Genomic DNA, 13,903 nt, shown 5'->3' with positions numbered 1-13,903 from the left:
TTTATATGAAATCCATTTTTTGGTTATTAAGTTGGTTGGTGCATATACCTTTTTTGCTCGCACAAACATCGGTGGTTACTTGGGAACTTACACCGGAAAAATACCGTGTTTCAGCAGGAAATGAGGTGCGGATTCAGATTATCGGACACATCGAAGACGGGTGGCATGTTTATGCAATGGGTTCGCCTGCGGGGCGGCCCCTTTCCGTAAAGTTTACCAAATTGCCATCGTTTTTTGTACAAAAAGGGGGATTTATACAGCGGGGTGAAGAAAAAATGTATGATCCGAACTTTGAGTCTGATGTGTTGCAATGGGATAAAACCGCATACATAGAAGGGGTACTGTACATTGCACCCGATGCGCCTGCGGGTGTACACGCCCTATCGGCAGAAGTGGCGTTTATGTCTTGTGACGATCGCCTTTGTTTGCCTGTAAAGAAAATACTGTTGATGACGAATGTAGAAGTGGCACCGCTGCCTAACCTTAATACAGACAACAAGGCGTCGAGCAATAAATCAATCGTTCAGGATTCTCTTACCCGCCCTGTTCCCATTCCAGAAATTCGTTGGACTTGGCAATTGGCCAATACCTCGGTGGCGCGTGGTGGGTTATTACAAGTGGATTTTAAAGCCGTTATTCCAGAAAATTGGAAACTGTACACCCCCGACTCGCCTGCCGGAAATCCACTCCGATTGGACCTCCGCCAGCCTGTGGGGGCCAAGGTGGAAGGTGCATTGCGGCCCTTTGACGGGAAAGAAGCGTATGACACTGTGTTTAAATCAAACGTGCGTCAGTGGACAGAAAAAGCGCAGTTTACGGCATTTCTCCGGATACCAGATGAAGTAAAAGGGGATGTACATTTGGTGGGGAAAATAAAGTACATGATCTGTAATGCCACCGTGTGCGTACCTCGGCAATCTGATTTTAGTGTAAGCCTTCCGATCTACAGGCAAAAGGGGGCCGCTTTGGGTGAGGGTACAGACGAAAACCGAGGAGGTGGAGCGGGGGTAATGGCTACCGACGCCTTAAAGCAGGCCAAGTCGGGCGGCTTATGGGCCTTTCTCTTTTTGGCTATTGGGGCAGCACTCGCGGCTTTGTTGACCCCATGTGTTTTCCCCATGATTCCGCTTACAGTCTCTTATTTTACACATCGTACCCAAAATGCGGTTAGATCTGCCTTGGTTTATGGCTTGGCGATAGTCGGCACTTTTACGGGATTGGGATTGTTGATGGCCGCTATTTCGGGTGCTGCTGGTGCACAAACCATTGCAGCCAATCCGTGGGTAAACCTCTTTATTGGCTTGGTATTTATGGCATTTGCGTTCTCGTTATTGGGATTTTATGAACTCACCATTCCAAATGGCTTGCTTAATTATTTTAATCAAAAAGGGAATGAAAATAAAGGTTATTTGGGGTTGATATTTATGGGTTTTACCCTCACGTTGGTTTCGTTTTCCTGTACGGTTCCCTTTGTTGGTGGCTTGTTGGCAGCCACCACGCAAGGCAATTGGTCGTGGCCTATCTTAGGAATGTTGGCGTTTAGCATCACTTTTGCATTACCCTTCGTCTTGTTTGCAATGTTCCCGAATTGGCTAACGGCTTTGCCCAAATCGGGTTCATGGATGAATACCGTAAAAGTGGTTCTCGGTTTTGTGGAATTGGCTGCAGCCATCAAGTTTTTGTCGAATGCAGATTTGGTTTGGGGTACGTTCTGGCTTTCACGCCCACTGGCCATTGTTTTGGCCGGTATTATCTTCTTGCTGACCGCTTTGTTTTTAATGGGCTGGTTACGTTTACCTCATGCCCAAATAGGTGAACGTATTTCTGCTTTTCGTTGGGCGGGAGCCTTGGCTTTTACTGGGCTTTCGGTCTATTTGTTTTCGGGTATCAATGGGGCGGCCCTTCCGATTTTTGATCCGTATTTGCCTCCGGCTTTTGTATCAACAGAAAAAAATACCCAAACCGCAAAAACAGCATCGCTTAAAGATGTTCATGGATGGATTGGGAATGATCGTCATCCTGCCGAAAAAGCCAAATGGGAGGCCTTTAGATTGGCAAAGACAACCGGAAAGCCCGTTTTTATTGATTTTACGGGTTATACCTGTACCAATTGCCGGCAAATGGAGGCCAGTGTATTTCCTCAACCTGTCGTCGAGCAGCGATTAAAGGAAAAATTTGTCCTCCTCCGTCTTTATACCGATGATGATGCCGAAGGACCAATGATGCAAGAATACCAATTGGCCATGACGGGAACGGTTGCCTTGCCCACCTACGCCATCGTAACACCCGATGGAAAACTGCTTCGGCAGTGGAATGGCCTCGCCGATTTGTCCACCTTTGTGGCATTCTTAGACGGAATCTCTGCGCGTTCTTCTTGACTGATAAATACCATGCACCGATATCCTTTTAAACTATCCAACCGTAGTGGAGACACCCTCTTTGGGGATATGACCCTCCCCGATGGCTTTGGGCCTTTCCCTGTTTTGGTCTTTGTACATGGCATTAAAGGGTTCAAAGATTGGGGGTTTTGGCCCTTTCTGGCTGAAAGGCTCGCTGAAGAGGGCATTGCGTCTATTGCCTTCAACCTGTCGTTTAATGGCATGGGCGCGGAAAATATGACGGAATTTACGCGCCTCGACTTGTTCGAGCAAAATACCCTTTCTCGTGAACTAAGTGATGTGGCTGATATGCTCGCCGCCATCCGAAATGGCTTGGTGGGGCGCGGACAATTGGATGCACAACGCATTGGCTTGATGGGGCATTCCCGTGGCGGAGGCATTGCGATTATTACGGCTGCCGAGCAAACCGATGCTTTAAAATGCTTGGTTACATGGAACAGTATCGCTGATTTTTTCCAGCGGTTTAAACCTAATATGATCCAAGATTGGACAGAAAAGGGATTTACCGAAATCATGAACGACCGAACGGGTCAAAAAATGCGTATGGGAAAAATCCTGTATGACGATGCATTGGCCCACAAGGAACGATTAGATCTGCCCAAGCGGGCCCAACAACTTACCGCGCTACCGTGGCTGATTGTACATGCGGAAGACGACAATGTGGTTCCGTTTGCACATGCCGTTTATTTATACAACATGGCCGCACAACAACCAATCTTGCTAAAAGCGGCTGGTCAACATGGCTTGGGCGGCTCGTTTCCGCAAGCCGTTCCGCTACCTCCAACATTGGAAAACGTCATTGCAAGAACCGTTCGGTATGCCAAAACCCATCTATAGTGAAAATCATCAAATGCGCCTTCGTCTCGATAATTTCTGTAATCTATAATCTGCGAATAACGATATTTTGATTGCCCTCAATGGTCAAGTTGACGAACACGGCGATGGTAGCGCGTAATGATGTTCGGATCGGGAATTAACGACGTAACAGCGTCTTCCTTTCCGGCATATGGTAAAATAGAAAGTGCATAGCGGATACTTTCTAAGCGTGCCTTTTGCTTGCTATTGGCCTTCACAATCATCCAAGGGCTAAAGGAATTATGCGTTTTGCTAAACATTAGTTCTTTATACTTTGTATAGGCTTCCCATTGCTCTTGGGCCTTCATGTCCACCGGACTAATCTTCCATTGTTTTAAAGGATTGATCATCCGTGATTGGAACCGCTTGAGTTGCTCTTCTTTCGTAATAGAAAACCAGAACTTGATAAGCAATAACCCATCTTCGTAAAGCATGTGCTCAAATTCAGGCACTTGTTGCATAAAGATGTCATATTGCTTTTGATTACAAAAACCATTGACGGGTTCTACCACCGCACGATTGTACCAACTCCGGTCAAAAAACACAATCTCGCCACGGTTAGGGATTTGTCGTACATATCGTTGAAAATACCACTGACCACGCTCTTCTTCGGTGGGTTTGTTTAGGGCGACTACCCGCATGGCACGCGGATTTAGATGCTCGGTAAACCGTCGGATGGTTCCCCCTTTTCCAGCGGCATCACGCCCTTCGAACAAGATGGCGAGACGGATGCCTTGGTCTTGAACCCAGCGTTGCATTTTCACCAATTCAATTTGGAGCCGCTCTAATTCTGCTTCATATTTAATGTCTGTCAGAATCCGTTTGGCATTTGCATTTGGATTGGTTAAAAAAGATTCTAATTGTCCTTTGTCTCTTAGGTTTCGCAATTCCCGTAAAGAGATTTTCTCATCCCAAAAAGCAGGAGTAAGGGCTTCCTCAGGGGTATCTATGGCAGAAACCAGTTGATCGCCTTCCAACTGAAAAGAGATTTCTGGTGTCCCATTGATTTGTATGCTTTCTGTATGATTTATATTTGGTTCCATAATGTTTTATTTTGTAGGATGTTGAATGACGGAGAGACCTGACGTCTCTTCAAAAAGTAGTATAGGAAATGAAAATTGAAACGCTGTAAGGGAACGTAGGGACGACGTATAGGTAAATTACGTACCCTTTTGAAAAGGGAAGAGCTAAGTTGAAAATCCAATGGTTAAGTTTAGCTAAAAACCAATCAACGGCCCAGCTCCCTTATTTTTGATGATTCAGATTTTCCATTTCGCGGTGCATGACATAAAACCAAAGGGGCGGTATCAAGGCCAAGAGCATCATACCTGGGTATCCGGTCGGCATTTGCGGGCTATCATTGAAGTGTCGTAAGAGTTGGTATTTCCGGCTGGCAACATAGTGATGATCGGAATGGCGGGATAGCTCCAATAATACCAAACGCCCAATAGGATGGTTGGAATTCCACGAATGGATGGGTAAGACTTTTTCATAGCGATGACCGGATTTTCTTCGGCGGAGTCCGTAATGTTCAATATAGTTGACGGTTTCGAGGAGTAAACAGCCAATGGTTGCCCCGCCTAAAAACCAAAGCAAGGTCGGCAGGCCAAAATATCCATAAATCAAACCTAATAAACAAAACTGAATCACCTGAAAACGTAACATCTCGTTGTGCCAAGTCCAGAATCCACGTTTTAACTTTGTTAACCGGCCCGCTTCCAATTGCCATGCCGAAATCCAACTACCCCAGATAGTACGAACGTAAAACGCATACACCGATTCGCCATATTTGCTAGAGGCCGGATCTTCGTCGGTGGAGACGTTTTTATGGTGGCCTCGGTTGTGCTCAATATAAAAGTGCATGTAGAGCGTGGTGAGCAAAAGGGCCTTGCTCATGAATTGCTCGTATCGTGTGCTACGATGGCCCAGTTCATGTGCGGCATTGATTCCCAAAACCCCACACGCCATCCCAAACGCCGTCATCATCCCGATTTGGGCATGGAGTGGAAGCGCTTCTTGACTGATCTGGAACAAAAAATACCCCAAAATCAGGTATTGAACGGGAACAAGACCATACAGCAGAAAATCGTAGCTACGGTCTTGCCGGGCCAGTTCCTCCTCTATTGCCGATAAATTGGCGGTAGAACCCTTGGTGAATAATTCTAAAAATGGGATAATCCCGAAAAGCGTAAAGACGGCAAGAAACGATCTCCAATCTGCCGACCAAAGTGAATACATAACCACGGCTGGGGTTATGTAAACCAATCCGTACTTGGCTGCACGAGTGGGCATGGACGTCCATTTTTGACACAAACAAAATACAAAAGCCCTTTGTTAAGGAAAGGGCTGTGAGCAAACCTAAAAGGGAATTAATTCGAGCAAATGGCCTTCAGAATATGTCGGCGATTATCCAATTGGTGTAGCCATTCTGTTTCATCCACCTCGTTGTCATCAAGGAAATAAGACCATTCGGCAACAGTTTGATGGTTTAGGACTACTTGGGTTTGCATGTCCGCTACGCGCTTCAAGATCGGGGTAGCACCCATTTGGTGGATAAAAACAATTTTACAGGCGCCGTCCTGATGTACTTCCTTAATAGAAAGCCAGTTGTCTCCGCAAACATGGCAAGAGAAAAACCGCGTTTCCTGTTCCATTAGTGCCTCGGAAAGTGGGGATGAATCCTCCTCCTCTTCCTCCTCCTCTTCGTCCAAGTCTGCATCATCATCATCATCATCGAGTTCAAAATTCGCCTGAAGCAATTCATCTAAACTCAGGTTATTTTCCGCCTCGTCCTCATCGGCCATCATATCGGCCGTAAAGTCCTCCATATCCCCCAGTTCCACATCCACCGGAACCATGCTGAAACAGCCACAGGCTTTACATTTTAGATATTCCATATTTTTAACTGACGTGTTCAAGTTCAGAGCAATGGCATGTTGGCTATATATAGCGGTGTACCAGTTAGTCATGCAAAAGTTAAAACGAAAAAAACCATCAATTGGTTTCTGAAAACGGAATTTTACCCAAAGATTTGACGTTTTTCGCACATTAGCCTTGTAATGCTCATGCCAAAGAGTGGGCCTACGATCGCTGTCGAAAGGAGTTAAAATAAAAAATTTGTGCTATTCATACTTAAAGGAAGTTTATGAGTAACGACGTAGCGGCAAGGGGGGGACAGAAAATCCATACAACCCTACTTTGTTACCGATGTCCTTGGTTTATTGAACAGGAGTAGTATGGCCGTTTTATCCTAAAAGTGGAAAAGAAGACCAAAAGACGGATAAATAAACTTGTAGTCTGGAGGCTTGATTCGTAGTTTTACCAGCCTAATGGTCATCAGCAATACCTACGTATGAAAACCAACCGCGTACTTTTTTGGATGGGGTGTTTTTTTTGCCTCGTCATTGGGCTACATGCACAACCCATGCCTTTTGTTTTGGACTATCGGCCTTCTGGCATTACCGGATTTGATCCCAAAATTCCAACTCCTGAATCCATTTTGGGATATAAAGTGGGTGCGCGGCAGAGCCGGCCCGATGAAGTGGTGCGGTATGCCGAGGCCATTGCAGCGGCCAGCAATCGGATAACGCTCCGAACCTATGCCTACAGTTACGAGGGCCGCCCGTTGGTAGTGGCCACGATTAGTAGTCCGGCAAATCATGCACGCATAGAAACCATTCGGCAAGAAAACCTGCGGTTGGTTCATGAACCCGAACGCGTTACCGATGCTGTGTTGAAACAAATGCCTGCCGTTTGGTATGCGGGATACTCGGTACATGGAAACGAAGCAAGTGGAACCGATGCCTCTTTGTTGTTCCTGTATTATTTGGCTGCTGGCCAAGGCCCAGAACTGGAGGCAATCTTGGATAAAACCGTGATTTTATTGGACCCTTGTATGAATCCAGACGGGAGGGCCCGATTTGTGGACCATGTCAACCGGATGCGCGGCGCCGTGCCAAACAGCGACCCCCGTGATGCCGAGCACAACGAGCCTTGGCCGGGTGGCAGAACCAACAAATATTGGTTCGACCTGAACCGAGACTGGGTGCTGACGGTGCATCCCGAATCTAAAGGAAGAATTGAAACGTTTTATCAGTGGCGGCCGCAATTGCTGACGGACCATCACGAAATGGGGAGTGAGTCCACCTTTTTCTTTCAGCCAGGTATCCCAGCCAGTACAAATCCACTCACACCGCAAGGGAATATCACCCTAACCGAAAAGTTGGCCGAGTTCCATGCCCGCTTTTTGGACCAGATCGGTTCTTTATATTTTACAAGAGAAAATTTTGATGACTATTATTATGGTAAAGGTTCTACCTTTCCAGACATCAATGGAGCCGTGGGCATCTTGTTCGAACAGGCATCGAGTCGTGCCTTGGTACGGGAAACAGCTTCTGGAGCATTGCATTATGCGCAAACCGTGCTGAATCAGTTTGTTGCTTCGTTGTCTTCGATGACTGGACTAAGCGCGATGCGCGAGGATTTTTTACATCATATGCGCGGATTTTACCGTGAAGCAAAGGAAGTGGGGAAAAACAATTCAGTAAAGGCGTATGTTTTGGATGATAGCCGTTATCCAAATCGAACGATGGAATTGGTCAACATGCTGCTACGCCATCAGGTGGTCATTCATCGGCTGAAAGGGAGTGTGGGTGTAATCAAAAGTGGGTACGTAATTCCAATGGAGCAAACTCAAGCGCGTTTATTGAAAGGCATCATGGAAAAAAACACCCAATTTCGGGATTCCCTCTTCTATGATATTTCTACATGGACGATGCCGTTGGCATTTGCCGTTCCGTATCAGGAATTAACCAATAACATAGCTCCGTTATTGGGTGATCGGATGCAAGAGCCCCTCCGGAAAAAAGGACAGATATGGGGGCGTTCGGCCAATGTGTATGCTTATTTGCTTCCTTGGGGGGATTACTATACGCCGAGGGCCTTGTATCAATTGCAGCAAGCGGGGATACAAACGCGGATGAGTAAACTGCCGTTTACACTGGATATCAATGGGAAAAAGCAATCCTTTGAACGTGGAACTATTGTGATTCCCGTATTGGGCGATAAGGGCGACCTATTAATGGGTAAATTAACGTCTATTGCCGAGGCTGAAGGCGTAGATTTTTATGCCGCCGAAACAGGATATACACCGGATGGCCCGGATTTGGGAAGTGGAAATATGCCGGTCTTGTCTAAGCCAACCATCGGGCTTTTTACAGGTGGCGGAATTAATAGCAATAATGCGGGAGAAGCATGGCATTTAATCACGGAACGCATGAAAATGCCGGTTTCGTTACTGGAGGCCAGTGATTTAAATCGGCTTGATTTAGACCCATACAATGTCCTCATTCTTTCGGAGGGAACGTATCCGAATGGCGCAGCCGAGAAGTTAAAAACTTGGCTCGCAGAAGGGAACACCCTGATTGCCCTTCAAGGTGCGGCACAGTGGGCTATCCGGAATAACCTAACCGACGAAAAAATAAAAGAACCCAAGCCTTTAGATTTGCGAAATGTGCCTTTTGAAAACCTATCACGTACCCGTGGTGCACAAAATATTGCAGGAGCTATTTTTGAGGCAAAACTCGATCTGACACACCCATTGGCCTTTGGTCAGAACGAGAAAATGGCTCTTTTTAAATCCTCTGAAACTTTGTATCAGGTCTCTGCTGTTCCTGGTGCAACCGTCGCCCGATATACCGATCAGCCTTATATAAGCGGTTATGTCTCTGACGAAATGTTGCAGGAAATAAAAGGAACCGCCGCATTGATTTCCAGAAAAAGCGGTCGGGGAAATGTAGTGCTCTTTGCCGATAATCCAAATTTTCGCGCATTTTGGTATGGGATGAATGGGCTGATGCTCAATGCCATCTTTTTAGGTAGGACTTATTGAACCGAAGAGGCACGATAATGGAAAACCATCCCACATCCCCTCATATTCCGTTGGCGTTTGAGCGTCTGCCGGAGGCAGAAATGACAAAACGTGCATCGGATTTTTTTCAATTGATGAACAAACGACGATCGGTACGCTTTTTTTCGGATGCTCCCGTACCGCGTGTCTGTATCGAACGGGCCATCCAGACAGCGGGAACCGCGCCAAGTGGAGCTCATCGCCAACCGTGGAAGTTTGTGGCTATTTCGAATGCGTCACTCAAGCATCAGCTCCGGGTGGCTGTCGAGGCCGAAGAACGTCGGTCATACGAATCGCGTATGCCCCAAGAATGGCTAAAGGCTTTGGCCCCCATCGGCACCAACTGGGAAAAACCATTCTTAGAACAGGCCCCTTGGTTGGTCGTTTGCTTCGAGGAGGTGCATGGCGTAACACCCGATGGTGGAAAACAAAAAAATTATTATGTTCAGGAGAGCTGTGGTATTGCTTGTGGCCTGTTTATTGCGGCGATTCATCACATGGGTTTGGTGACCCTGACCCACACCCCCAGTCCGATGGGCTTTTTGAGCACTTTGTTAAAACGCCCCGCAAACGAACGCCCCTTTATGCTGTTTCCAGTAGGATATCCGGCCATGGATGCCACTGTCCCTGATTTTGCTCGAAAACCACTTGCTGAACTGTCCGTTTGGTACGAATAAACCTATTTACCATTTAAATATTTTATCATTATGCTAAAAAAAACTATTCTATTCTTTGTATTGGCCCTTTGGGCCACCGCCTTTGTGTCCGCACAAGATGCGCCCATTGATGTAAAGAAAGGCGCAAAATACACCTATGATGTCAATTTTGGTGGGACAAAATATCAGTTCATCATGGAGATTACTGGGGCCGATAAATCGGTCGAATACAAATGGAACATGACCTTAGGCCCACAATATAAAGGGCATGTATCACTCAAAATACCTGCAATGAATAAAGCAATGGCTTTAGACAATTTTTACAATCCAGGTAATAAAAAATTAGAAGACTTCACTGCTGGGTTTATTTCGCGTGAAGCATATGAGTTGTTTACCAAGGGCAAGACAATTCAATTTAATGCAGGATCTGGCAAAAAAAAGTTTACAGCCCAACCAACCACCGAAGCAACCGCATTTAAAATGGGAGAAAATGTATTAGATGCCCTCTATGTGGTTAGCGAAGATGGGAAAGAAAAACTTTGGATCACCAAAAATGCGCAGCATCCGCTTATTCTAAAGATGGAAATTGGTTGGACAATTGCGCTCAGTAAAATTGAGTAGATTGTGAAAAATAAAAGGTAAGCAACTGCTGAGGACTACCTAAGCAAACTGAAAATAGAATTCGCCATTAGGTTGATAGACTCCTTCGTAAGCCCTTTTTTAGGTACCCTTTCGAAGGAGTTTACATTTTTTTACTTTCTGAATGCGATTATAGGGGAGCTGTAAAAAATATTGACTCCAAATAAATATTGGGTATTTACCGACCATTTATAGAGTTATTTTTTACATCAAAAAAGGCTTTACTTAGACAAAAAACTGTTGCAGTTGAAGATTGAATTTGCCATTAGATAACATGTCGTTTTACCATAGTTTATAATGCCCGTAATAATTTCACTAAACATTACATGGGCATATAGACAAGTATTGGCTTCGCAGGATGGGCTTTTGTGGCTATATGTAGTCATGTTCTGTTATCTATATTTTTCAATTTCAATACACGTATTAAGTACGCCGTTTTCATAATCTATTTTTGTTTTAATGTTTTGAGCGTTTTCATATAATGTTGGATTATTAATCAGTTCTCTTACGCGCTCGATTAATTTTTTTTCAGTCATTTTACTGAGGGGTATTGGCTCCACAGCAAGCCCTTTGCTAAATGATAGGTCTCCCCAAAATTGTTGGTCTCCAATTGGATGTAAAATGGGGCAGATCATAAAAGGTTTACCTGCTCTTAAGCATTCTGCCGTAGTGCCTATACCTCCATGATGAATGACGGCCTTTACCAAAGGGAATAATTTTTCATAAGGTGCACCACTTATTACTTTGATCTTTGGTGAAACTTCAAGACGTTCTGTTTGTGTTAATCCCCAACCCTTTACGACAATTAGTCTTACACCTAATTGTTCTGTCAGTTTCAAAATAGCGGTTTGTATATCCATTTTGCTTTTGAAGGGCATACTTCCGAATGTCAGGAGCAAAGGTGGCTCACCTGCGTGTATAAAATCATTCAGATCAGGTGAGATTTCTTCATTTGAGGTGCCAAACCAAAATCCTAAAAATGCTGAATTTTCAGGATAATCATTCGGAATGGGCAAGAAGGTTGGACTTATTCCATAGATGTTCTTAACAACCGGGACCTGAAATTTTTTAGGTAGATTAAATTTTTTTCTAAATCGGCCAATGGGGTTAGACAATAATTTTATGCTGAGTTTTGAAAATGTATAGGTCAATCTGTTTAAAAAATCAGGTATAGGTAATCCACTAAAAGCAGGATTTGGGAAGTAATTGGTTGGTTCAATAATAGGTAGAACAGAAGCACGTATCATTTTGTTAGGAAACTGGTCGGCAAAACTGTCCGCCAAAGTTTTTACATGATATAGAACCAAATCGCTTTCTTGGGATAAGGTGTAAAACTCTATTAAAGAGTTGGTGATGAGTGGATAAATCCACGTATTGAGGTTTTTCTTTATTGTAAAAGGATTACCCTTCATCATTTTTTTACCTTCTTCCGAGTCTAAAATGGCCTGAAAATCCGCTTCAACAGGTTTAAAGCCAATTCCATATGCCCTAACAAATGTTTCAAAATTCTTTGCTGTGGATAACGTTACGTCGTGTCCTCTTTGTTGGAGCGCCTGCCCTAATACTGCATATGGCTGTACATCCCCACGAGTTCCCATTGTCAGAATTGATATTTTCATTTTTTACGGAAGTTTTTGTTCATTGTAGATCACGATTGAAATCTATCCAAAAGTGGTAATTCCAAAGCAATTTACTGTCAATAAAGCGCAAATTTTGATAGAAGCACAGAACTTGATTTAAGTAAATAAGGTGAATAGTTCCAAAGCTCCTAAAAAGATTTTTAAAAACGTTTAACGTTTCTTATTGTAATCTAAATATTTTCAAAACTCGATTCCATCAATTCATTTGTCTTTCAAATCGTCAAAAATTCCAGTGCCTAATTCTTCGCGCGCTAATACAAGATTTTGTCAAATTGCTATTTTGCATTTTTTTGATTAGTATTATTGGCATGAAAAAACTTGTAGTATGTTTTACATTCCCAATGTCCACTAATAACATTTTCAAAAGCAAGAATTATATCTTACTGAGGCGGTCAGATTTAGTCGGACACAGATCTAAACTTAATTTTTAATTTTGTGTCATGAAGAAGCAAGTGCTGTTAGTGTAAACCGCTTGTGCCGCAAGAGGGCATTCAAGCAAGAGGTAGTGAGGATGCTGCAAAACGGCAGGGTCATAAAAGAAGTGGCCGAACCGCTCTCCGGCGTCAGCGAATAGGAGCTGTACAACTGGAAGAGCAAGGAATTGGGGCTATCGGCATCGGAGAGCAGCCTCGGGCTGAATGCGGCCCGTTAAGAGGTGGAACAGTTGCTCAAGCGGCTGAAAGAAGCGGAGACGGAACGTGACATTTTTTAAAAACCTTGTCCATTTTCAGCCGGACGACCTCGTGAAGACCTACGAGTTTATAGACGAACATCTTGGCCAGTTCTCCACAATGGCAGCGTGCTCCGGGATTTGGGTTTCTTGGGCACAAGAGGTTAAGAACAGGGGCAAATATTCAATACGTGTTTAAAAGACTGCATGATGATCTTGGGAGAGGGAGGATGAATTTTTTTGTAAAATAAGCAAATTTAATAGTTTTACAAAATTTTATGCTGCCTCTATCTAGTTATTTACTTACACTTAAAGTCATACACCGCCAGTCCAGGATTGGCCATTCCTCCGCACTTAAGACAAATTTTATCCGATTCTTGTTTGGTGGTTTCACGGAAGGCATATAGTTGGTCATTGTGAGTAGCCAATACAGAAATACTTGTTGATACAAAAGATTTTTGGTTACCATCCTCGTCAAGCAGCATCACCGAATATCTTGCTTCTGGCTTCCTTTTTACATTGAAGGAGTTAAAGAAGGTAAGAAGTGTGTTATTGCCAAACTTATGTGAGCCAAGGCTTAGGGATAGTTGAAAGATTGGGCTAAAATCGTCTTTATTTTTGAGATCACTTTTGGCCATCCGCAGGGATGAATGTTGGATATTAGAGGATCCTAAAAATTGTCCTGTAATGGTATATTTTAACAGATTTGAGGAAAAAGGCAAGGATATATACATGTTATTCTTGACGTACCGAATGCTGTTTGTTGCAACATGCCTGTTTGCAAGCGAAAAATTGTCTTCTATATCAAAAGAACTTTTCTTTGCACCTAATGAATCATAAATTTGTATTTTTTAAATCCTTTGCTATAGGTATAAATATCTCCATTTTCACCAATATCAATTCCCATAACTACAGACAATGTGGACCTCGCCCGCCGGAAACGGCTCTTGGTTTATGGTCTAACCTTGGGACTGTTTCCGTTGGTCACGTTGTATTGAGGTGGTCTAATTTAGGCGGACACAAATCTAACTTAATATTGTGTCATGAAGAAACAAGAACAAGCAGTAAGTCCTGCAAGTGCGAACCGGTTGCGGCGCAAGTATGACAGGGCGTTCAAGCAAGAAGCAGTGCGGATG

At 44.1% G+C, this 13,903-nt stretch carries 11 protein-coding genes; 6 read left to right on the top strand and 5 right to left on the bottom strand.

The genetic code is table 11. From position 1 onward, the window contains the following. Positions 1–5 precede the first annotated feature (5 nt). Both JNN12_13665 and JNN12_13660 read left to right on the top strand, forming a co-directional pair. Positions 6–2,378 carry a thioredoxin family protein gene (locus JNN12_13665; GenBank protein MBL7979382.1) on the top strand — a complete coding sequence of 791 codons (2,373 nt, stop codon included), beginning with the start codon at positions 6–8 and terminating at the stop codon, positions 2,376–2,378. Between the two features lie 12 nt (positions 2,379–2,390). Then, on the top strand, positions 2,391–3,236 hold the full coding sequence (locus JNN12_13660; GenBank protein MBL7979381.1) for an alpha/beta fold hydrolase: 846 nt from the start codon (positions 2,391–2,393) through the stop codon (positions 3,234–3,236). A gap of 77 nt (positions 3,237–3,313) precedes the next feature. Here the strand turns inward: JNN12_13660 and ppk2 are convergent, their stop codons facing one another. The 3 genes from ppk2 to JNN12_13645 form a co-directional block, all read right to left on the bottom strand. Next, complete coding sequence (gene ppk2 / locus JNN12_13655) at positions 3,314–4,297, bottom strand: polyphosphate kinase 2 (GenBank protein ID MBL7979380.1); 984 nt, start codon at positions 4,295–4,297, stop codon at positions 3,314–3,316. Between the two features lie 202 nt (positions 4,298–4,499). Next, positions 4,500–5,546: an alkane 1-monooxygenase gene (locus JNN12_13650; protein MBL7979379.1), complete on the bottom strand. Its 1,047-nt coding sequence runs from the start codon at positions 5,544–5,546 to the stop codon at positions 4,500–4,502. A 77-nt stretch (positions 5,547–5,623) separates the two neighbouring features. Then, the gene (locus JNN12_13645; GenBank protein ID MBL7979378.1) at positions 5,624–6,151 is read right to left on the bottom strand and encodes a hypothetical protein; all 528 of its coding nucleotides are present in this window, start codon (positions 6,149–6,151) and stop codon (positions 5,624–5,626) included. A gap of 455 nt (positions 6,152–6,606) precedes the next feature. Between JNN12_13645 and JNN12_13640 the strand changes: the two genes are divergently transcribed. Genes JNN12_13640 through JNN12_13630 form a run of 3 tightly spaced genes read left to right on the top strand, consistent with a single transcriptional unit; the run spans position 6,607 to position 10,439 of the window. Next, the gene (locus tag JNN12_13640) at positions 6,607–9,144 is read left to right on the top strand and encodes a peptidase M14 (GenBank protein MBL7979377.1); all 2,538 of its coding nucleotides are present in this window, start codon (positions 6,607–6,609) and stop codon (positions 9,142–9,144) included. Positions 9,145–9,161: 17 nt separating this feature from the next. Beyond that, a complete protein-coding gene (locus JNN12_13635) occupies positions 9,162–9,839 on the top strand; it encodes a nitroreductase family protein (protein ID MBL7979376.1) in 678 nt (225 codons plus the stop codon). A 30-nt stretch (positions 9,840–9,869) separates the two neighbouring features. Next, a complete protein-coding gene (locus JNN12_13630; protein ID MBL7979375.1) occupies positions 9,870–10,439 on the top strand; it encodes a hypothetical protein in 570 nt (189 codons plus the stop codon). Positions 10,440–10,849: 410 nt separating this feature from the next. Here the strand turns inward: JNN12_13630 and JNN12_13625 are convergent, their stop codons facing one another. Beyond that, positions 10,850–12,076: a glycosyltransferase family 1 protein gene (locus JNN12_13625; GenBank protein ID MBL7979374.1), complete on the bottom strand. Its 1,227-nt coding sequence runs from the start codon at positions 12,074–12,076 to the stop codon at positions 10,850–10,852. Between the two features lie 495 nt (positions 12,077–12,571). Here JNN12_13625 and JNN12_13620 point away from each other — a divergent pair, with 495 nt between their 5' ends. After that, complete coding sequence (locus JNN12_13620; protein MBL7979373.1) at positions 12,572–12,799, top strand: hypothetical protein; 228 nt, start codon at positions 12,572–12,574, stop codon at positions 12,797–12,799. 267 nt (positions 12,800–13,066) lie between these two features. On the opposite strand, the gene JNN12_13615 is transcribed toward JNN12_13620, so the two are convergent. Continuing rightward, entirely contained in the window at positions 13,067–13,501 is a 435-nt protein-coding gene (locus tag JNN12_13615) for a hypothetical protein (GenBank protein MBL7979372.1), read from the bottom strand. Between the last annotated feature and the right edge of the window lie 402 nt (positions 13,502–13,903).

Source organism: Bacteroidetes Order II. bacterium (assembly GCA_016788705.1).
Taxonomy (GTDB): domain Bacteria; phylum Bacteroidota; class Rhodothermia; order Rhodothermales; family UBA2364; genus UBA2364.
The sequence above is the reverse complement of the archived record's forward strand: the minus strand, read 5'-3'. Positions and strand labels throughout refer to the sequence as shown.